This is a genomic window from Streptomyces sp. IMTB 2501 (genome assembly GCF_001953885.1).
Classification (GTDB): domain Bacteria; phylum Actinomycetota; class Actinomycetes; order Streptomycetales; family Streptomycetaceae; genus Streptomyces.
Map to the genome: position 1 here is coordinate 72,979 of NZ_MQUS01000033.1, position 20,390 is coordinate 93,368.

Genomic DNA, 20,390 nt, shown 5'->3' on the forward strand with positions numbered 1-20,390 from the left:
CGTGGCTGCTCCCAGGTCGCTGCTTTTTCTGCGGTTTCGAACCTTGAAATCGTAGCCGACCGGGGTGGGCCGCCCGCTTCCCGTTTTGCTGGGTGGAACGGGGTGGGAAGGGGGCGGCCCGGTGGGGTGCTGGGTGGTTATAGACGGTTACGACCGGTAATGGCGGTTTATGGCCGGTTACGGCCGCCAAGCGGCCAGTACGCCTTCGTACAGCTCGGTGTCCGTCAGCTCGCGGGGGGTGGGGCCCGCGTGGAAGAAGGCCGTGTTGTCGGTCTTCAGTTTGCGGAGGTAGTCGAAGGCCTTGTTGTCGTGGTCTCCGAAGGCGACGAAGGAGAAGAAGACGGCGGGGTGCGTGGTCGCGGCCGCGGTGAGGGACTGGGTCGCGGGGGTCTTCGCGTCCGGGGCGCCGTCGGTCTGGAAGACGACCAGGGCGGGGGTGTCGGGGGTGCTGTTCTTGTCGTGGTGGGTGAGTACGGCGTCCACGGCGGCGTGGTAGCTGGTGCGGCCCATGCGGCCGAGGGCGGCGTGGACGTCGTCGATCTTCGTCTCGTGGTCCGGGGTGAGGGTGAGGTCGGTGGTGCCGTCGATCTCCGTGGAGAAGAAGACGACGTGGACTCCGGCCTCGGGGTCCAGGTGGGCGGCGAGGGCGAGGGTCTGGTCGGCGAGGGCCTGGGCGGAGCCGTCCTTGTAGTACGGGCGCATGCTCGCGGAGCGGTCCAGCACGAGGTAGAGCTTCGCTCGGGTGCCGGTGAGGTCGGCCTTCTTGAGGGCGGCTGTGGCGGCCTTGTAGGCGGTGGTGAGGGAGGGGGTGCGGGACTTGACCTTGGTGAGGGGGGTGGCGGGGGTTGTGGGGGCGGGCGCCGGGTTCGCCTCGGCGGGTGCCTCTGGTTCGGGTGCCGCTGGTTCGGGTGCCCGGTTCGCCTCGGCTTCGCCTTCGGCGTCCGTGTTCCCACCCGCACCACCCGTACTGCTTTCGTTGTCGGGTGCGGGTGGCCCCTGTGGGGCGTTCTCGCCGTCGGCGGCTTGCGGGGCGGTCGGCTCATCGGCCTCGGCCGCCACCACGTCCACGCCCACCTGAGCCCCAGCCTCCGGCTCGGCCTCAGCTTCCTCCGCGACCGGCGCCTCGGCCTCGGCCGTCTCCTCGACCGGTCCCTCGTCGCCGTCCTGCGCCTCGGACTCGTCCTTGGCGGACTCCGCACCGTCGGCCTGCGCCGCGGGCTTCTCCTCGGCCGGTTCCTCGGCGTGGGCCTGGCCTGCGGTCTCCTCCTCGGCCAGGTCCTCATCGCTGGCCTGTGCTGCGGGCTCCTGCTTGGCTGTCTCCGCCTGCGTTTCAGTCGGCTTCTCGCCGTCAGCCTGGGCGGCGGGCTTCTCCTCGGCGGACTCCGCACTGTCAGCCTGGGCCGCGGGTTCCGCCTTGGCCGGGTCTTCGTCGTCGGCTCGTGCCGCGGGCTTCTCCTCGGCCGGTTCTTTGGTGTCGGCCTGCGTCTCGGGCTCGTCCTTGGCGGACTCCGCACCCTCGGGGTGGGCCGTGGGCTTCTCCTCGGATGGTTCCTCGGTGTCGGTCTGGGCTTCGGGGTTTTCCTTGGCCGGTTCCTCGGTGTCGGTCTGGGGGGCTGACTTCTGGGCGGTTGGGTTTTCGGCGTCGGCCTGTGGCTCGGGGTCCCCGGACGGAGTTGCGGGGGTCGCTGACTCCGTTGCCGGAGGCAGTGGCTCTGTGGGGTTTGTGGGGCGGGGGACCTGGATGTTGTCGAAGGCCGCTGATACCAGTTCGTGTTCGTCGGGGGACGAGCGGCGGGGTTCGGGGACTGTGGTGGGCGTCGGCTGCGGGGTGGTCGGCTGCACCGGCAGGCGGTCCGCACCCTCTGCCTCGGCGGCGCGTGACTTGCGTGAGCGGCCGAATGCGTTCCGCAGGAGAGTGAGAATGCCCATATGCGCAACCCTTCGGGTGAGTTGATGCCCGTCGATCCCTGGCCAGGACGGACACGTAAGGTTAGCGAAGGGGTCAGTGTGGGGAAGCGATCGACCGGGCCGCGGCGACCTCCTGGCGGAGCGGTTCCAGAACGCTGCCCGCGGGGCCGGTGAGGTCCGTGCGGACCGGGATCAGGGTTTCGGCGTCGCGTACGCCCTGCGACAGCTCCCTGAGCTGCAGCACCACCTGGGTGATCTCGGCCGGGGACGGGGGCGGCGCCCCGTATTTCACACGGACGCGGGCCGCCGTGGTCGCGTCGATGATGCGTTCCACCGCGACGACCAGCGGCCACCAGGCGGCCGCGCGGCGGCCGGTCGGCGGTGGTTCGGTCAGGGCCCGCTGGAACTCCGTACGGATGACCGAGAGGTCGCGGTAGAGGCGGCGGCGCATACGGGCCCGGGCCGACGGGGTGGTGGCCGGGTCGAACGCCGTCTCCACGTATGCCGCCGCGTTCGCCACCGCGTCGGCCAGGCCGGCGCCGACCCGGGTGCGCCAGCTCTCCGGCCACAGGAGGTACCCGGCCGTCAGCGCGATCGCGCAGCCCAGGAGCGAGTCCGTCAGACGGGGGAGCAGCAGTGCCGTGCCCTGGTGGTTCAGGATGTCCGACAGGAGGAGGATCACCGGGGTGATCGCCGCCGTTTGGTAGCCGTAGCCCCTGGGAGTCAGCGCCGGGATCAGCGGGGCCAGGACCAGCATCGCCGGGACGTCCCACCAGCCCAGGGGGACCTCCGCCAGGACCACCGCCGCGATCACCAGGCCCACCACCGTGCCGGCGGCGCGCAGCAGGGCGCGGGAGAAGACCGAGCCGAAGTCGGGCTTCAGGACGAAGGTGATCGTCAGGGCCACCCAGTAGGAGCGCGGGACCGGGATCAGGGAGACCAGGGCCTGGGCGATGCCGATGCAGACCGCCAGGCGCAGGCCGTAGCGCCAGGAGTTGGCCGACAGCGTCACATTGCGGGCCGCTCTTGCCGTGCGGATGCCGAGCGCCGCGGGGCGGCCCAGGCGGTCGTCGATGCCTCGGGGGTCGACCTCGGGAGCCGTGACGACCTCGGCCGTGTGGCGCAGGGCGTGGTCCACCGCGCGTGCCGTCTCGGTCGTGGGGAGAGGGAGGTCCAGCGCTATCGGGTCTGTGCAGCCCGCCTCGACCGCCTGGGCCAGGTGGTGCACCGCTTCCGGGATCTGCGGGGGCAGCGGGCGGCCCGCCAGGTGGGCCGCGGGGGCCACCTCCACCACCGGGGTGACGGCGTTCAACTGGGCCAGGAGACGGGTGAGTTCACGACTGCGGCCGTGGTGGCGGGCGCGCCGGGCCAGGATCAGGTCGTAGGACTGGTTGAGGGACTGGGTGACCGTGCGGCGGGCGTCCTCGTACTCCTCGGCGCGGTCCGTGCCGGAGACGGTGAGGAGCGCGGCGACCGTCCGGTAGGTGGCCGCCACCGCCGTGCGTTCGGGCACGCCCGAGCGCAGCGGCCAGGCCAGCAGGGCGAGGAGGAGGACCAGGAGGCCGCCTCCCGTCATCAGGGCGGGGGCCAGCCACCAGGGCCGGGGGAGCGGGAGGCCCGCGCCCACCACGCAGTTCAGGAGCAGGAGCAGGCCCGAGACCGACGCCACCGCGCCGATCGTCGAGATCATGCCCGACAGCTGCGCCACCCCGGTGACGGCGGCCACCGCGTACCAGCCGTGGCCGTACACCAGCGTGCCCAGTGTGACGCCGATCGCGCCGAAGAGCTGCGGTACGGCGATGTTGAGGATGCGCATGCGGTAGGCGTCGGCGGTGTCGCCGATGACGCCGGACAGGGCGCCCATGGAGGCGAGGGCGCCGTACGCCGGATGGCCGGCGGCGAGGCCGATCGCCAGGGGGAGGGTCATCGCGATGGCGGCGCGGGCCACGGCCGCCTTGTTGACGGGGGCCTGCTCGGGGCGGAGGTTCCGGACCAGCCAGTCAGGAGGGGTCAGGCCGATGGGGAACTCTCGCGACATGCGGTCATTATCGCCGTTCACCGTCGTTCACCCCGGTCCGCCCCGGCTCATCCGCGCTGGTGGAGGGTGACGTCCACGACCAGGGCGCGGTGGTCGCTGCCGGACACGCGCAGAAAGCGGGCGCCGGTCGCGGTGAAGTCCGCGGAGAGCAGGACGTGGTCGATCTGGGTGCCGATGACCGAGGCGGTGCGCGCGGGCCAGCTGGCGGCGCGGTCGTGTCCGGCGAGGCGGGCGGCGTCGGTCAGACCGGTGTCGAGGATGCGGCGGAAGGCCGCGTGGTCCTGGGTGGCGTTGAAGTCGCCGGCGAGGATGGTGGGGGTGCGCGGGCCGGCGGCCGCGAAGGCGCGGAGCCTGCCGAGCTCGCGCCGCCACAGGCCGACCTGGTCCGGCAGCGGGGGCATGGGGTGGGCGAGTTGGAGCCGTACGGCGTGCCCGCGTACGTCCGCCACGGCGCCGGGCATGCCCATGGTGCCGGCGACACCGGCCGTCGGCCTCAGGGGATGGCGGCTGAGGATGAGGGAGCCGTGGGAGCCGGCCGCGCGGACTGCCTGCCGGTACGGGTAGGCGGTCGCGAAGTCGGTCTCCAGCGTCGCCTGGCAGGTGTACTCGCACTCCTCGACGAAGACGATGTCCGGCCTCAGGCCGCGGATCCGCGGGACCAGCGCGGGGGTGCCGTGCCCGAACTCCACGTTGGAGGTCAGTACGCGCAGCGTGGCGAGCGGCGGACCGTCCGGCTCGGCGGTCCTGCCGTACGGCTCCAGGTACCAGGCGAGCAGGCCGAGTACGGCGACCCCGCACACCAGGCCGGGCCACCAGCGGGCGAGCAGCGCGCACAGCAGGGCCACGCCGGTCGGCACGAGCAGCCAGGGCAGGAAGGCGAGCAGCTGGGGTACGGGGGTGACGCCGTCGGTGTCGGCGGCCCGGCAGCCGGCCACCACTCCGACTCCGGCCAGCAGCAGTCCGGCACTCCAGGCGCCGAGCCTGTGTCCGGGGCGTCGGGTCACGGGGCGAGCCTACGGCCGGGCGTCCGCCGGGCGCCAGGACGTCGAGACGTCGGGACGTCAGGGGGAGGGGCGTCTCAATCCGGCGCGGATGCCCACAGGTTGGGGACATCCACAGGTTGTGGAGATCCGCCCGTCGCCGCATCCACAGGCTGGGGACGGCGCGCGCCGGGACACCGGGGCGGCCGGGCGCGGTCAGACCCGGGCGCGGGTCGGCTCCTCGGCCGGGGCGGGAGGGGAAGCGGGAGCAGCGGTCGCTGTCGGAGCCGGGACGGTGGTGCGCCGGCGCCGTGCGGGACGTCCCGCACGCAGATACCGGGTCAGCCAGGTGGCGAGGGCCACCGTGAGGCCGAGGCCCAGCAGCAGCCAGCAGACCGTGCGCAGGGTGCCGGTGAGGGCGTCGTAGACCGCGCCGGCGGCCGGGTGGGGCACGTCGGCGGGCAGGTCGGCGAGGGTGAGGCTGCGGCCGACGGCGAGTGCCAGGGCGAGCAGCCCGCCGCCCAGGGCCGTGCCCAGCGCGGTCGCGACGACGGCGCTGCGGCGGCGGACGGCCAGGGCGATCCCGGTGGCGGCGCAGCCGACGGCCGCCAACGGCAGCCAGAAACCAGCGACTTCGAGCACGTGGTACCCCTTCCGGAGCGAGACCAGTTCGCCCGCCGGGAGCACCGAGACCGCGGTGTGCTGCACCGGGATGCGCGCGGCCAGTGGCACATGGTCCCGGGCCAGCTGACGCTTGACCTGGTCGGTGACGGGGGCGAAATCGACGATGACGGGGTGCGCGGCCGTGGTGCCGTCGCCCTCGTCGCGCAGGGCGCGCAGGACCGCGTCATGGGTGACCTGGTTGCCGGTGTCCCAGGCCAGCCGGAAGGCCTCGGTCTGGGTGAACGAGCGGACCACGTCGCGCAGGAACGGCCGGACGGAGCCGGGTACCGGGCGGATGTCCAGATGCTGGTCGACCGCGCGCAGGATGCCGTCACCGACGGTGTCCGCCACGGCCTCGCGCACGCTCGGGTCGGCGGCGAGCGGTGCCATCGTGGTGACGTAGCGGCTCGTGTCGGCGAGGTCGTACGCCGCCCAGCACGCGAGCGCGCCGAAGGGCACGAGCAGGCAGGTCAGGGCGAGCAGCGCGGCCGACAAGGCGCTCCTGAGGCGTGGGGGCACCCTTCCAGACAAGGACCCCGGCGGCGGGGGCGCCAGCGGGGGGCCTGCGATCGGGGGACGGGCCGGGCCGGACGGGTGGCACGGGTCTCCGGTGGAGGGTTCGCCCGAACGGGTGTTTCCTGGTGCTGGGGAGAAGAAAGCGACGCACGTGGTGACGGGGTGGAGAGGGAAAGAGGGGGACACAGGGGAGTGCGTGGGCCCCGGCCGAGCGGTCGGGGCCCACGCACACGACGTCACGATCCGCGCGGCCGTGCGTTCAGCGGACCCGGCGCCCGAACGCGTCCTCGCGCGTGTAGTAGCGGTAGAAGAACACGGCGAAGGTGCACCCCGCGACGACCAGCGACATCAGCACGGACCGCCAGACCGAGTGGCCCGTCTGGATGTACAGGAAGCCGAACGCGATACCGGCGAACGCCGTCCACAGCAGCGCGTGCAGCTCCCGCTGCATCCGCGGGGCCAGCGTCAGCAGGGCGATGGACACCACCGCGAACACCAGCGCGCTGAGCCAGCCGAGCAGCAGGTTCCCGCCGGTGATGGCGCCGCCCTGGCGGCTGTCGGCCGCCACCCAGTAGCCGTAGACCAGTCCCAGTACGACCGGGCCGGCGATGTGGGCGATGCGATGGGTGCGCGCGTCGAAGACGTCGGGCGGGCGGGCGCGCCGCTCGGATTCCCGGGCCGCGATCTCCGGCGTACCGCCGGGGCGGGACATTCCGCCGGGCGCGGGTGCCGCGTGAGCCATGAGAGCACTCCTCTCTCCTTGCCCCCGCCTCCAGCGCACACCTGGGGACACGGCCCGGCAAGTCGGCCAGGAGGGTGACGGGTGCCCGGATGCGGCGGGATCTCTCCCGTGCTTCGCTGGGCTCATGGAGCGCTGCCCGCCGTGACGGAGACGGAGTACGGCCGGCGGCGCCGGCTGCTGCGCCCGCGCGGCCGGAACGTCGCCTGGGTGCCTCCCCTGCTGCTGCTCGTCGTCATCGTGCTGCTGGACCTCAACACCACCGAACGGTTCCGCATCATCACCTGGATCGTGCTGGTCCCGGGCAGTGCCGCCGCGATCTGCGGGGTGTGGACGACGGCCGTCTTCGCCGTGCTGGCGGTGGTGACGTACATCGGCGTCGACAGCGCCTGGCCGGGCCAGTACCAGGCCGGCCTCGGCGACTTCGTGCTGGTCGCGCTGGGCGGCCTGATGGCCACGGTCGCCTCCGGCGTGCGTGTGCGCAAGGAGCAGCGGGCCCTGCACATCCAGGACATCGCCGAGACCACGCGCCGTACCGTGCTGCGCCCGCTGCCGCCGCACTGGGCCGGTCTGGAACAGGCCGGGGTGTATCTGGCGGCCGATGTCGAGGCCCGGGTCGGCGGCGACTTCTACGACATCCAGCCCGGCCCGCACGGCACGCGCGTCCTCGTCGGCGACGTCCAGGGCAAGGGCCTCGGCGCGGTGGAGACCGCCGCCGCGCTGCTCGGCACCTTCCGGGAGGCCGGCTACCACGAGAAGGACCTCGCGACCGTCGCCGAACGCCTGGAGATCCGGATGCTGCGGCACCGCTCGCACACCACCGCGCTCGGCCGCGCCGACGGCGACCGGTTCGCCACCGCCGTGCTGATCGCCTTTCCCGAGGACGCCCTGGACACCATCGAGATCGTCAACTTCGGACACGAGGCGCCGCTCGCCGTCGGCTCGCGCGGGGTCCGCGAGCTGCCCAGCGGCGACGGGGTGCCGCTCGGCCTCGCCGACCTCGTGGGCGGTGTGCCGCCCGTGCGCCGGGTGCCGCTCGCCGCCGACGAGACGCTGCTGCTGGTCACCGACGGCGTGACCGAGGCCCGTGACCGCACGGGCGCCTTCTATCCGCTGGCCCGGGAAATCGCCCCCGCGGGCGCCGGCTCGACCGGTGCCGAACCGGGTGGCACCGGGCCCGGGGCACTGGTCCGGCGGGTGCGGGACGGGGTTCTGCGGCACAGCGGTGGCCGACTGGGCGACGACACCACGGCGTTCGCCGTGCGGCGGATCAGGGCAGTGGAGGGCGAAGAGCGCGAAGGGGGACGATTGCGCTCCTGAGGCCGATTGCGGTCCTGAGGCGCGGGTTTGCAGCCGCAGCGGTTACGGTGCTGGCTGGAAGGCGGAACAGGGTCGACAGGGGGAGGGACGATGCCCGGAACCGTGCTGCTGCTCGCTGCCGCGCCGCTCGGCCGGGGGCGGCTGGTGGACGCGGCGGGTGTGCTGCCGGTACTGGCCGCCGTCGCCCCCGCCGTGCTGTCCGGCACCGACACCGCGAACGTGGTCGAACTCGTCGATCCGCTGGAGCCGCAGGCCGTGCTGACCCGGCTGCGGGCCGCGGCGGCGGCGCCCGCGCCGCTCACCGTGTACATCGCCGGACAGCTGCAGCTGGACCGCCGGCAACGGCTGCCGCACCTCGCGCTGGCGCGCACCACACCGGCGACCGTGCGTTATACGGCGCTGCCGTGGCACTGGATCCGGGAGGAGCTGCGGTTGCGCTCCGCCGGGGACACGGCGCTGGTCCTGGACCTGCACGCGGATGCGGAGACTTGGCAGTACGTTGCCGAGCGGGGGCTGGACTGCGGTCCCAACGCCGCCGTGTACGGTCGCGTCGCACCGGCGGTCGGGCGGCGGGGCCTGGCCGAGCCGGCGTATATGAAGGCCGTGGCCACGTTGTTGAGGAGCGGGCACCGGCCGGCTCTCGCGCGGTTGCACGAGCAGGCGTTGGCTCGGGTCGTCGATTCGAGTGCGGGCCGGAGCATGGTGCTGGCCATACCCGGGGGCTCCGCCCCCAGACCCCTGTTTGCCCACCCGCCCGGCATCGCACAGGACCCGCACGCCACCGAGCACGACCCCCACGCCGCCATCAGCAGCGCCGTTCAGCACGGTCGGCACGCCGATGCCGACGCGCTCGCCGCCGAGCGTGAGCGACTGGCCGTGACCGCCTGCGGCCCCGCCTCCGACGATGCCCTGCACTGGGCCGAAGTCCGGGCCGATCTCGCGATGTTCGCGGGGGACGCGGTGCGCAGCTGCCGGGCCTGGCTGGCTGTGGCCGGGGTGCGGCTGGCGGCCGGGCAGGCCGTGGACTCGGCCGCCGTGGAGGCGGCCGTGGATCGGGCCCACCATCAGTGGGGGCAGATCAAGGACCCGGCCCAGGCTCGTGAACTCGGGTCCGCGCTCGCCGAGTTGAGGCTGCGGGTGCCGGGCCGCCGAAGCGGTGCGCTGGAGAACGTCCAGCAGCATCTGCGTCAGCTTCAGGCGGCGCCGTAATCACTCGCCGGTCACTCGCTCAGGCCGGCGACAGCATGGCCAGCGCCCCGGAGACGAGGGTGCGGACGCCCGGGGTGACCGTGGACAGGTCGGGGGCGAAGTGCGGGCTGTGGTTGCTCGGTACGGCCGCGAACTTCTCGGGGAGGGTGTCGCCGGGGGCCCGGTCCCACACCTCGGCGGGCGTGGTCGTGACGAACCAGTACGAGTACGGGATGGAGCTGTCCAGCGCCAGCTCGGGGAAGTCCTCGCTGCCCATCGCCGGGCCCGGGTCGAACACCGTGCCCGCGCCGAAGACCTCCCCGTGCACGGCGGCGACCATGGCGTCGGTGGCCGCGTCGTTCACGGTCATCGGGAAGGTGCTGCCGATGGTCACCTCCGGCTCGCGCGGGCAGCCGGCGGCCAGGCACTCGCCGTGCGCGATGCGCCGGATCGCGGCCAGCATCCGCTGCCGCACCTCCTCGGACTGGCTGCGCAGGTTCAGCGAGATGCGGGCCTCGGACGGGATGATGTTGTGCCGGGTGCCGGCCTCGATGCGGCCCACGGTCAGCACGGCGGACTCGCCGGCGGCGAGCTCCCGGGAGACCACGGTCTGCAGCCGGGTGACCAGGTAGGCGGCGGTCACCACCGGGTCCACGGTCGCCTCCGGCCGGGAGCCGTGGCCGCCACGGCCGTGTACGACGATGTCGACGTCCGTCGACGCCGACATGATCAGACCCGGTGCGTGCGGGTACAGGCCCGCGAGGCCGGGAGCCGCGTGCTGGCCGAGCAGGACGTCCGGGCGGCCGAAGCGCTCGTACAGCCCGTCCGCGACCATCCGCACCGCGCCCTGTCCGGTCTCCTCGGCCGGCTGGCCCACCACCAGCAGGGTGCCCCGCCAGGTCTCCCGCCCGGCGGCCAGCGCCGCGGCGGCTCCGGTCAGCCAGGTGACGTGCAGATCGTGCCCGCAGGCGTGCATCACGCCGTCCGCCTGCGAGGCGTACGGCAGCCCGGTCTCCTCCAGTACCGGCAGCGCGTCCATGTCGGCGCGCAGCAGCACGGTCGGCCCGTCCCCGTTGCGCAGCCGGCCCACGACACCGGTGCCGCCGACACCCTCGGCGGTCTCGAACCCGGCATCCTTCAGCCGGCCGGCCAGCGTGCCGGCCGTGCGGTGCTCGCACAGGGACAGCTCGGGGTGGCGGTGCAGGTCACGGTAGAGGTCCTCCAGGTCCGTCACCGGGAGGTCGGCGGTCAGGTCCAGTGCGGTGCGCGCGGCGTCGGAGGTCACGAAACGCAAGCGTAGGCCGCCGGCGGGGGCAGGGGGAGTGTCCCGCCGGCCTTGGTGGGTGGAGCTCGCGGCCCGTCTGGGTCGGCGGACCACGCCCGGCGACGGTGTCGAGTCCCTGGCCTTCTCCCCCGACGGCACGACCCTGTACGCGGGCGGGCCGCACGTCCCGCTCCAGCGGTACGTCGTCGATCCCGGGCGGGCGATCGAGCGGGTCTGCGCCCGCGCGGGCACCGAACTGACGCGGGAGCAGTGGCGGACGTAGGTGCCGGACGCGCCCTATCGGCGGATCTGCGCGGTCAGCCGGGGGGTGATCCGGCGCGCCAGCGGTACCAGCCGGGCGGCGTTCTCGGTCCCGGCGGCTTCCGCGAGTCCGTCCCCCGGGCCCGATCAATGGCCCGACACGCATCTGTCAGCGGTGGGGCGTCGGGTCCGCCGATGTGATGTGTGCGGCCGCGGGCGCGGGCGCCGCGTGGGCCGGGCCCGCGTTCGCCGCCGTGATCAGTGCGGCCACGGCCACCACCGCTGCGGCGACGCCACGGACGTACTTGGTGTTCTGCCGTTCGTGGGGTGCGGATGTACGTCCGGGCACGGCGACCTCGCAACACAACAGCGACCTATTAAGCAGACTTAATCCGCCGTTTAACCTAGAGGCTGAAGGATCCAACGGCAAGGGGCACCAGGGGAGTTAGGGGTACCAGCGGATGCGGGAGCGGGACGATCCAGCGGTGATCGGTCGGCGCGTACAGCAATTGCGCACCCAACGTGGGATGACGCAACGGCAGCTGGCGGAGCCCGCCTACACACCCGCCTACATCTCCACCCTGGAAGCGGGCCGGGTGCGGGCCTCCGACGAGGCGCTCCGGCACATCGCCGGCCGGCTCGGCGTGGCCTACGAGGAGCTGGCCGTCGGCCGGCCCGCCCACCTCGCCACCGATCTGCGGTTCCGGCTCACCGAGGCGCAGCGGGTGCTCGCCGACGGCAGGGCCGAGGAGGCCGCCGTCCAGTACGAGGAGCTGCTCGCGGAGGCCGAGACCCATCGGCTCGACCGCGTGCAGGCCGATGCCCTGCTCGGTCTCGGTGAATGCGCCCTGGAGACCGGGGAGCTGGCGCGGGCCCGGCGGTTCTTCGAGCGCGCCGAGGCACACCTCGCGGAGGACTCCCTCCCGGTGCGCGTACCGGCCGTCCGCGGCCGCGCCGTCTCGCACTACCTCGCCGGGGAGCTCCGGTACGCCGTCTACCTCCTGGAGTCCACCCTGGACGAGCTGAACCGGGGCGGGCTGCACGATCCCGACGCCCTGCTTCTGCTCTACGCCAGCGTCATCGGCCCGTACATGGACATGGGCGCGCACGCCCGTGCCGCCCAGGCCGCCGAGTTCGCGCTCGCGCTCGCGCCGCAGGCCGGCGACCCCGCGCTGATCGCCCGGATGCACCGCTCGGTGGCCCGCACCCTGATCGCCGAGGGCCGGGTCGCCGAGGCGGACGCCTCCCTCGTCAAGGCGGCCGAGCTCTACCGCCAGCTGCAACTGCGCACCGAGCTGGCCAACTGCCACTGGATGCGCGGGTACGTCTGTGCGCAGAACGGCGCACTGGGGCGTGCCGAGGCGGAGCTGCGGCAGGCGTACGCGATGCTCTCGGAGTCCCGGGCCGCCCTGTACCGCAGCCAGGCCGCCGTGGAACTCGCGGATGTGCTGCACCGCCGGGGCAAGTCGGAGGAGGCCGCCGTACTCCTGGAGGGCGTCCTCGGTGACTTCTCCTCCGAGCGCGGCGCGGTGCACGCCGCCGCGGCCCACCGCCTTCTCGGCATCATCGCCGAGGACGCCCGGGACACCGAGGCCGCCGAGGAGCACTACGTCCGCGCGCTCAGCCTGCTGGAACGCGCGGGCGCCGCCGGCGACCTGGCCGATCTGTGCCGGCTCCTCGGCGACCTGCTGCGCCGCACGGGCCGGATCGACGCGGCCCTGGACGCCTACCGCACCGGCCTCGGCCACCGCACGACACCGGGCACCACCACCCTGGGCCCGGCCCCCGCCCAGCCACCCCTGTGAGCCACAGGTCGTAGGCGGTCAGACCTGCGCCCGGCCCTGTCTGCGGACGTCCGCCAGGCGCAGGGCGCCGTCCTGGACGGCGGCCTGGGTCGTGTTGTTCGCCACGGCGCCCAGGCCGCCGTTGGTCAGGGCGAACGCGTCCTGGCCGACCCGGACGGCGGCCACTTCCAGGGTGAGCTGGTACTTCTCGTTGTCGGACGGCGTGGCGTCGATGCTGACGCGCAGGCCCTGGCGTGCGTCGCCGACCTGCGGGAGCGGGGCGTCGGTGACCTTGATGTCCTCCACGGTCCCGGTCCCCGTGGTGGCCGTGAACCGGGCGCACCGGTCCGGCATCGTCTTCAGCCAGGACAGCGCCGCGTCGACGTCGGAGGGGCGGCGGGCGGCGATCTGGTAGCGCAGCTGGGCGTTGTTGTCGTCGTCGTCCAGAGCGATCACGGCGCGGGCGGGGCCGCCGAGGAGTTCGTCGGTGTAGAGGGTGTCCAGCAGCCGCTGGCACTCGCCGGCCGAGGTGGTCGCCTTCAGCAGCCCGTCCCGCCAGTGGGCCGCGCCCCCCGTCGCCGTCCAGGGGGCGCCGAGGTCGGTCTGGGTGAGCAGCGCGGCCTGTGCCTGCGCGTCGGTGAGGGTGGAACCGTCGGGCCGCGCGGGGGCCTTCGGCGGCGGGGTCGGTCTGTCGATCGTCGGGAGGGGCTGGGGCGCGGTCGCCGGTTGCCGCAGCCCGAAGGCCGCGCAGCCGCCGGCGGTGATCAGGCCGGCGGCTATGAGGGAGAGCCGGAGGCCACGGGGGCGTATCGCGTCGGTCAACGAGGTCATCGAGATCACCGAGGTGCCTCCTGGACTGCGAGCCGGTCGGGCTCCGGGGGTGGGGTGCCTGTGGGTGCCGCTGCTGGTGTTCCTGCTCTCACGGCATCACCGCCCCGGACGGCCCACCAGCGCTCCGGGCCGTCCGGGTGAGTGGCCTGGGGGATCCGGGTGAGCGGGGCAGCGGATCCGGGTGAGCGGGCCGCCGGAAAATGACTCGATCCGTGGATGCGGGCTTGTTACAGTCGCCGTATGCAGCGCGCCCAGAAGTGCCCGCCGTGCCCGCAGAGCACGACGACGCCGGACACCGTCCCGGCGCGCTGACACCTGACCAGCATCGAAGCCCCGGGGCGAGCGCCCCGGGGCTTTTGCGTGTCCGGGGTGTTCGCCTCTCCCGGTGAGGAGACCCCCATGAACGACCGGCTGCCCGACCACCGCCGCCTCGGCCGCGAACTCGGCCTGTTCGACAGCGACCCGCTGATGGGCGCCGGACTGCCGTACTGGCTGCCCGACGGCGCGGTCGTACGGCACACCCTGGAGGAGTACATCCGGGAGGCCGAACGCCGGGCCGGGTACCGGCACGTGTACTCGCCCGCGCTCGGCAAACGGGAGCTGTACGAGATCTCCGGGCACTGGGACCACTACCGCGACGACATGTACCCGCCCATGCGGCTGGGTCCCCATGAGTCCGACGAGGTCGTGCTACGGCCCAGCCTCTGCCCCCACCACGCCCTGATCTACCGCTCCCGCTCCCACAGCTACCGCGAACTGCCGTTGCGGATCGCCGAGCTGGGCGGCATGTACCGCGCGGAACTCTCCGGCGTCCTCGGCGGCCTCACCCGCGTCCGGGCCATCCAGCTCAACGACGCCCATATCTTCTGCACCCTGGAGCAGGCGGTCGAGGAGGCCCGCGACGCGCTGGAGCTGATCGCCCGCGCCTACGCCGACCTCGGCATCGAGGCCGTACGGCACCGGCTGTCGCTGCCCGGCGAGGGCGGCAAGTACGTCGCCGACCCCGAACTGTGGCAGCGAGCCACCGCGTTGCTGAAGCAGGTCCTCGCCGAGGCCGGGGTGGAGTACGAGGAGGCGGCGGGCGAGGCCGCGTTCTACGGCCCGAAGATCGACGTGCAGATCGCCGACCCGGCCGGCCGCGAGTCCACCCTGTCCACCGTGCAGATCGACTTCCACCAGCCGGCCCGCTTCGACCTTCACTACATCGGCGCGGACGGCGCCAGGCACCGCCCGGTGATGGTGCACCGCAGCATCATCGGCAGCGTCGAGCGGGCCGTGGCCCACCTCCTGGAGGCGCACTCCGGCGCCCTTCCGGCCTGGCTGGCCCCCGTCCAGCTGGTGGTGCTGCCGGTCGCCGAGGAGCAGCGGGAGCGGGCGGCGGACGTCCTACGGGAGGCCCGGGAACTGGGCCTGCGCGCCGAACTCGCGGGGCCCGCCGAGGGCACCCTCGGCGCCCGGATCCGGGCCGCGCGCCTGGTGCCGTACCAGGCGGTGATCGGCGACCGGGAGGCCGGCGCGGGCCTGGCCGCCGTACGCCTGCGGGACGGCCGCCGGCCCGGCGCGCTGCCGGTGCCTGAGCTGCTGTCCCGGATGGCCGCACGGGTGGCGGCGCGCGGCACCGTGCTGTGGGACTGATCTAGGGTTCTGGTGTCGGAGTCGGTATCGGTATCGGTGTTGTACGACGAAGGAGTCCGCGTGACCGGTCAGCCCATCCCCGTGATCATCGACTGCGACACCGGCGTCGACGACGCCCTCGCCCTGCTGCTCGCCGTGCGCCACCCCGGCCTCGATCTGCGGGCGGTGACCTGCGTGGCCGGGAACACGGACGTCGACGGCGTCGTCCGCAACACCCTGACCGTGCTGGAGCAGGCGGGCGCCCCGGAGATCCCGGTGGGCCGGGGCGCCGAACGCCCGCTGCTCGAACCGGCCCGCGCGGCGAAGCATGTGCACGGCGCCGACGGCATGGGCGACCTGGGGCTGCCCGCGCCGAAGCGGACCAAGTCCGAGCTGGACGCCGTGGCCCTGCTGCGCCGCGAGATCCTGGCCTCCCCGCGCCCGGTCACGCTGATCCCCACCGCGCCCCTCACGAACATCGCCCTGCTGCTGCGCACCCACCCTGAGGTGACCCGCAACATCCAGCGGATCGTCTTCATGGGCGGCGCGGTCGCCATCGGGAACGCCACGCCGGTCGCCGAGTTCAACGTCTGGCACGACCCGGAGGCGGCGGCGATCCTGCTCACGGCCGGTGTGCCGATCACGATGTACGGCCTCGACGTGTTCATGCAGGTCGTCGTGGACGCCCCGGACGTCCACCGGCTGCGGCAGAGCAGCGACCCCGGCACCCGCCTGGCCGGCGAACTCCTCGCGCACCGGCCGACCGCGGTGGGCGAGGAGCCGGAGGCGGAGGAGGCGGGCGGCCTCGGGGACGCCGGTGCGGTGTGCGCGGTCGCCGACCCGCGGGGCATCACCTCGCGCCTGCTGCCGGTCGAGGTCTCCCTCGCCCCCGGCCCCGGACGGGGCCAGACGATCGTCGACCGCCGCCCGCGTCCCGGCGAGTCCGAGATCCACGAGGGCCGCCGCGAACAGGCCCTGGTGGACGTGGCCTTGGAGGTCGACGTGGCCCGCTACGTCAAGCTCTACCTGGACACGGTGGAGCGCCCTTAGCCCGTGCTCGCGATCGGCTCCGTCTTCGGTGGGGGTTCCCTTTCCGGGTGATGTGGACAGATTTCCTGTGCCGTCGTCCGTCCTTCCAGAAGGCCCGAAGGGAACCCGTATGGCAGACCTCTCCTCCAGGAACCCCGACTGGTGGCGTCAGGCCGTCATCTACCAGGTCTACCCGCGCAGCTTCGCCGACGCCGACGGTGACGGCCTCGGCGATCTGCGCGGCATCACCCAGCGCCTGAACCATCTCGCCACCCTCGGTGTCGACGCCCTGTGGCTGAGCCCCTTCTACCCCTCCGAGCTGGCCGACGGCGGCTACGACGTCTGTGACCACCGGGATGTCGACCCCCGCCTCGGCACCCTGGACGACTTCGACGCCCTGGTCGGCGAGGCCCACCGGCTCGGTCTGAAGGTCGTCGTCGACATCGTCCCGAACCACACCTCGCACCGGCACCCCTGGTTCCAGGAGGCCCTGCGTGCCGCCCCCGGCTCCCCAGCCCGCGACCGCTACGTCTTCCGCCCCGGCCGTGGCGAGCACGGCGAACTCCCGCCCACCGACTGGCAGTCCGTCTTCGGCGGCAGCGCATGGCAGCGGACCCCGGACGGCGAGTGGTACCTGCACCTCTTCGCCCCCGAACAGCCCGACCTCAACTGGGACAACGACGACGTCCGCGCCGACTTCCGCACCACCCTGCGCTTCTGGTCCGACCGGGGCGTGGACGGCTTCCGCGTCGACGTCGCCCATGGCCTCGCCAAGGATCTCGCCGAGCCGCTGCGGGACACCGGGAACCTGGGCGCCACCGGCGAGGCGGCCCTGCCGCGCGTCCCGCCGGGCAGCCACCCGTACTGGGACCGCGACGAGGTGCACGAGATCTACCGCGACTGGCGCAAGGTCTTCGACGCCTACAGCCCGGCGCGCAGCGCCGTCGCCGAGGCCTGGGTCCCGGGCGCCCGCCGGGCCCGGTACGCCCGCCCCGACGAACTCGGCCAGGCCTTCAACTTCGAGTATCTGGAAGCCCGTTGGGACGCGACGGAACTGCGCCGGGTCATCACCGACGAACTGGCCACCGCCCGAACCGCCGGTGCCTCCGCCACCTGGGTCCTCTCCAATCACGACGTCGTACGCCACGCCTCCCGCCTGATGCTCCCGCCCGGAACCGACCCGGAGGCCTGGCTGCTGTCCGGCGGCGCCGCGCCCGCGATCGACACCGGGGCCGGGCTGCGCCGGGCCCGCGCGGCGACCCTGCTGATGCTGGCGCTGCCCGGGTCGTCGTACCTCTACCAGGGTGAGGAACTCGGCCTGCCCGAGGTCGCCGACCTGCCCGTCGAGGCACTCCAGGACCCGATCTGGGAACAGACCGGCCATGTGCGCAAGGGGCGTGACGGCTGCCGGGTGCCGCTGCCGTGGACGGTGGCCGGACCGTCCTGCGGCTTCGGCCCCGGCGCCGGCTGGCTGCCGCAGCCCCCGTCCTTCGCGTCGTACGCCGTCGAGGCGCAGACGGGCACGGACGGCTCGACCCTGGAGCTGTACCGCACGGCCCTTCGCCTGCGCCGCAAACTCCTGGAGGGCGAGACCCTGACGTGGTCCGCCGACAGCACGCCCGCCGTGCTGGACTTCACCCGCTCCCCGGGCTGGCGCTGCGTCACCAACCTCGGGGGTGTGCCGGTGCCGTTGCCGCCGGGCGAGGTCCTGCTGGCCAGTGGGCCACTGGACGGGAGCGGGGTCCTTCCCCCTGATACGAGCGTGTGGTTGACGCCCTGAGGGCACTCAGCCCGCAGGCGGTGCCGGGCTCGCCCCCGGCGACGCACCGGCGCCGCCCCCGGCGATCCCGTTGATGTCGGCGGGCGTGGACGTCGCGTTGGGCGGCGGCGTGAGCACCACCTGCGGCTGACCCGCCGGAGGCGGTGGTGGGGTCAGGTCGGAGTTGGGGAGCTTCGGCGGGGTCGTCTGCTGGAACACGGTCTGGTCGAAGTCGACCAGACCGGTTGCCTCCATCACCTTGATGTGGTCGAGGACGGTGTTGTTGGCCTGCTCGGCCAGGGCACGTACCAGCGTGTTCTTGGTGGTGGAGCGGATCTTGGCGATCGTGTTGAAGATCGAACCGTGCGTCATCCGCAGGATGTTGGCGAAGTCGGAGTCGAACTTCTTGCCGCTCTCCGACTTCAACTGGCTGACGAAGCCCTGCTGCTGGGGGCTCGGCAGGTTGGGCAGCGTGATGTTCAGCATCGGCGCGATCTTGCGGCAGGTGGAGTCCAGCGCCGCGTGCCCGTCGACCAGGTGCTGGCTCGCCGTGATCACCGTCTTCGTCGTGCCCTTCTGCAGCCCGATCTGCCCCACCGGGTACTCCCACAGGCCGGCCGCGCGCACCTTCACCACGAAGTCCCGGTCCTGCTCGGTGAGCGGCCCCCACTGGGTGTTGGCGATGACACGGTCCTGTGCGCTCGCGACCTTGCTCAGACCGAGCATGCTCGGGTAGGCCAGTGCCGCGAGGGTCATCGCCATCGCACCGCCCACGAAGAGCGTTCCCGTCGCGTTCCGCGAAAAGCGCAGCACCGTGCCTCCTGCCCGGTCGGGGAGCCGCCCACATGACGGCGTGGGGCGGTTCGGACACACAGCAGTACGGATGCGGGGGACGTTCGTATCTGTGCGGCAGGTAAAGAAGAGTTGACCATTCCTCGGGAGAGACGAGGGGAAACGCTGTCCTAGATTCGCCGTATGCCCCCACAGCCGCCCCCCAGGATGCCCGCGGCACTGCCCGTGCTGCCCTACCGCAAGCCCACCAAGGGCCGCGACTACTGGGTCTTCGACGACGCCCTGCCCGAGGCCGGCGCCGTACGGGAGCGGTGTCTGGCCAAGGACGACTGGGTCGAGGGGTACCCGTACACCTCCGAGACCTGGCCCGGGCTGCGGGCCATGCCCGGACTGGAGCCCGGTGAACTCGCCGTCGTCGAGCGGCTGGTGAAGCAGGCCACCGGCGCGAAGGAGCTGTGGGTGCAGCAGGCACCCGGCGGTGGCACCCTGAACCACAACTGCGTCCAGGTGGTCGGGGAGGGCGAGAGCGAGCCCCGCCCGCACACCGACTCCCGCGCGCTGTGCCGGTACGCGGCCGTGCTGTATCTCAACCCGAACGTCCCCAAGGACTGCGGCACCGCCTTCTACCGCCAGTCACTGCCCGGCGGCCGGCTCGGCGGCAACATCGTCCAGGCTCCGCACAACAACCTCGTGGAGGCCCTGGGCACCCGGTTCGTGCCGGGCAACCACTTCGAGGAGGACGTCCGCGTCCCGCACAAGTACAACCGCCTCCTCCTCTACAACGCCAACCTCGTGCACAGCGCGACCGGTTACCACGGCAAGACGCTGGAGGAGAAGCGGATGACGGCGGTCTTCTTCTGGATGGCGTGACCCCGCCGACCGCCTCGGGCAGCCCCCGAGCAACCTGGAGCAACTCCCGTCACAGGATCAGCAGCAGGGTGGCCGCCAGCGCGGTGCAGCCGGCGCACACCGCGAGGGCCACGCCGACGCAGCGGCGCCGCAGGTCCTGGTAGCGCTGCTCGTACTCGGCGCGCAGGGAGACACAGCGGGCCGCGACGCGTTCCAGGTCCGCCCGGGCGCGGTGCAGGCTGTCGGCGACGTACCGGCGCTCGATGTCCTCGCGCTGCGCGGTCGTCAGCCACTCCATGGGCGCGACGAACTCCCGTGCGCGCTGCTTCGCCTCGGCGATCCGGGCCTGCCAGAGCAGGTATCCCTCCACCTCGTTGGCGAGGGCGCCGTCGGTGCCCTGCCTCGGCGGACCGTTCACTCCTGCCCTCGGCCGGGCCTCGCCGGGACGTGGACCTCGTGCTCCAGCATCGCGATGTCGGGGTGGTGCAGGTCGAACGCCGGGGACTCGCTGCGGATCCGGGGGAGGGTGACGAAGTTGTGGCGCGGCGGCGGGCAGGAGGTCGCCCACTCCAGGGAACGGCCGTAGCCCCACGGGTCGTCGACGCCGACCTCCTTGCCGTATCTCGCCGTCTTCCACACGTTGTAGAGGAACGGCAGCATCGACAGGCCGAGCAGGAACGAGCCGATCGTGGAGAGCGTGTTCAGGGTGGTGAAGCCGTCGGCGGCCAGGTAGTCGGCGTAGCGGCGGGGCATGCCCTCGGCGCCCAGCCAGTGCTGGACCAGGAACGTGGTGTGGAAGCCGATGAAGAGGGTCCAGAAGGTGATCTTGCCGAGGCGCTCGTCGAGCATCTTGCC

Annotated in this window: 19 protein-coding genes; 8 read left to right on the top strand and 11 right to left on the bottom strand. The window is 73.1% G+C overall.

Annotated features, from left to right (window positions below):
* Positions 1–177 precede the first annotated feature (177 nt).
* The 5 genes from AV521_RS38435 to AV521_RS38455 form a co-directional block, all read right to left on the bottom strand.
* Positions 178–1,929 carry a VWA domain-containing protein gene (locus AV521_RS38435; RefSeq protein WP_079249615.1) on the bottom strand — a complete coding sequence of 584 codons (1,752 nt, stop codon included), beginning with the start codon at positions 1,927–1,929 and terminating at the stop codon, positions 178–180.
* 73 nt (positions 1,930–2,002) lie between these two features.
* On the bottom strand, positions 2,003–3,946 hold the full coding sequence (locus tag AV521_RS38440; protein WP_076095484.1) for an FUSC family protein: 1,944 nt from the start codon (positions 3,944–3,946) through the stop codon (positions 2,003–2,005).
* A gap of 47 nt (positions 3,947–3,993) precedes the next feature.
* Positions 3,994–4,950: an endonuclease/exonuclease/phosphatase family protein gene (locus AV521_RS38445; protein WP_076095486.1), complete on the bottom strand. Its 957-nt coding sequence runs from the start codon at positions 4,948–4,950 to the stop codon at positions 3,994–3,996.
* Between the two features lie 192 nt (positions 4,951–5,142).
* On the bottom strand, positions 5,143–6,108 hold the full coding sequence (locus tag AV521_RS38450) for a hypothetical protein (protein ID WP_076095488.1): 966 nt from the start codon (positions 6,106–6,108) through the stop codon (positions 5,143–5,145).
* Between the two features lie 256 nt (positions 6,109–6,364).
* A complete protein-coding gene (locus AV521_RS38455; protein ID WP_076095490.1) occupies positions 6,365–6,847 on the bottom strand; it encodes a hypothetical protein in 483 nt (160 codons plus the stop codon).
* 141 nt (positions 6,848–6,988) lie between these two features.
* Between AV521_RS38455 and AV521_RS38460 the strand changes: the two genes are divergently transcribed.
* Positions 6,989–8,164, top strand: a complete 1,176-nt coding sequence (locus AV521_RS38460) for a PP2C family protein-serine/threonine phosphatase (protein WP_076095491.1) — start codon at positions 6,989–6,991, stop codon at positions 8,162–8,164.
* Positions 8,165–8,254: 90 nt separating this feature from the next.
* Positions 8,255–9,373, top strand: coding sequence for a hypothetical protein (locus AV521_RS38465; protein ID WP_076095493.1), 1,119 nt, complete (start codon positions 8,255–8,257; stop codon positions 9,371–9,373).
* Between the two features lie 19 nt (positions 9,374–9,392).
* On the opposite strand, the gene AV521_RS38470 is transcribed toward AV521_RS38465, so the two are convergent.
* Positions 9,393–10,637, bottom strand: a complete 1,245-nt coding sequence (locus tag AV521_RS38470; RefSeq protein ID WP_076095527.1) for an amidohydrolase — start codon at positions 10,635–10,637, stop codon at positions 9,393–9,395.
* 58 nt (positions 10,638–10,695) lie between these two features.
* On the opposite strand from AV521_RS38470, the gene AV521_RS38475 reads away from it, so the two are divergent.
* A complete protein-coding gene (locus tag AV521_RS38475) occupies positions 10,696–10,899 on the top strand; it encodes a hypothetical protein (RefSeq protein ID WP_076095494.1) in 204 nt (67 codons plus the stop codon).
* A 147-nt stretch (positions 10,900–11,046) separates the two neighbouring features.
* Here the strand turns inward: AV521_RS38475 and AV521_RS38480 are convergent, their stop codons facing one another.
* Complete coding sequence (locus AV521_RS38480) at positions 11,047–11,226, bottom strand: hypothetical protein (RefSeq protein ID WP_076095497.1); 180 nt, start codon at positions 11,224–11,226, stop codon at positions 11,047–11,049.
* Between the two features lie 112 nt (positions 11,227–11,338).
* Between AV521_RS38480 and AV521_RS38485 the strand changes: the two genes are divergently transcribed.
* Entirely contained in the window at positions 11,339–12,682 is a 1,344-nt protein-coding gene (locus AV521_RS38485) for a helix-turn-helix domain-containing protein (protein WP_076095499.1), read from the top strand.
* An 18-nt stretch (positions 12,683–12,700) separates the two neighbouring features.
* Here AV521_RS38485 and AV521_RS38490 read toward each other — a convergent pair whose 3' ends face one another.
* The gene (locus AV521_RS38490) at positions 12,701–13,492 is read right to left on the bottom strand and encodes a hypothetical protein (RefSeq protein ID WP_076095529.1); all 792 of its coding nucleotides are present in this window, start codon (positions 13,490–13,492) and stop codon (positions 12,701–12,703) included.
* Positions 13,493–13,891: 399 nt separating this feature from the next.
* Here AV521_RS38490 and thrS point away from each other — a divergent pair, with 399 nt between their 5' ends.
* The 3 genes from thrS (at position 13,892) to AV521_RS38505 (ending at position 17,915) form a co-directional block, all read left to right on the top strand.
* A complete protein-coding gene (gene thrS, locus AV521_RS38495) occupies positions 13,892–15,127 on the top strand; it encodes a threonine--tRNA ligase (RefSeq protein WP_076095501.1) in 1,236 nt (411 codons plus the stop codon).
* A gap of 60 nt (positions 15,128–15,187) precedes the next feature.
* On the top strand, positions 15,188–16,156 hold the full coding sequence (locus tag AV521_RS38500; protein ID WP_076095503.1) for a nucleoside hydrolase: 969 nt from the start codon (positions 15,188–15,190) through the stop codon (positions 16,154–16,156).
* A gap of 109 nt (positions 16,157–16,265) precedes the next feature.
* Positions 16,266–17,915: a glycoside hydrolase family 13 protein gene (locus AV521_RS38505; RefSeq protein ID WP_076095505.1), complete on the top strand. Its 1,650-nt coding sequence runs from the start codon at positions 16,266–16,268 to the stop codon at positions 17,913–17,915.
* A 6-nt stretch (positions 17,916–17,921) separates the two neighbouring features.
* Here AV521_RS38505 and AV521_RS38510 read toward each other — a convergent pair whose 3' ends face one another.
* A complete protein-coding gene (locus AV521_RS38510; RefSeq protein WP_371917099.1) occupies positions 17,922–18,656 on the bottom strand; it encodes a DUF4142 domain-containing protein in 735 nt (244 codons plus the stop codon).
* Between the two features lie 213 nt (positions 18,657–18,869).
* On the opposite strand from AV521_RS38510, the gene AV521_RS38515 reads away from it, so the two are divergent.
* Positions 18,870–19,556 (top strand): DUF6445 family protein, encoded by a 687-nt coding sequence (locus tag AV521_RS38515; protein ID WP_076095507.1) that lies wholly within the window; start codon positions 18,870–18,872, stop codon positions 19,554–19,556.
* Between the two features lie 49 nt (positions 19,557–19,605).
* Here the strand turns inward: AV521_RS38515 and AV521_RS38520 are convergent, their stop codons facing one another.
* The gene (locus AV521_RS38520; protein WP_076095509.1) at positions 19,606–19,953 is read right to left on the bottom strand and encodes a cytochrome C oxidase subunit I; all 348 of its coding nucleotides are present in this window, start codon (positions 19,951–19,953) and stop codon (positions 19,606–19,608) included.
* On the bottom strand, positions 19,950–20,390 hold a 441-nt coding region (locus tag AV521_RS38525; protein WP_179023710.1), incomplete at its 5' end, for a cbb3-type cytochrome c oxidase subunit I. The genes AV521_RS38520 and AV521_RS38525, both read right to left, overlap by 4 nt.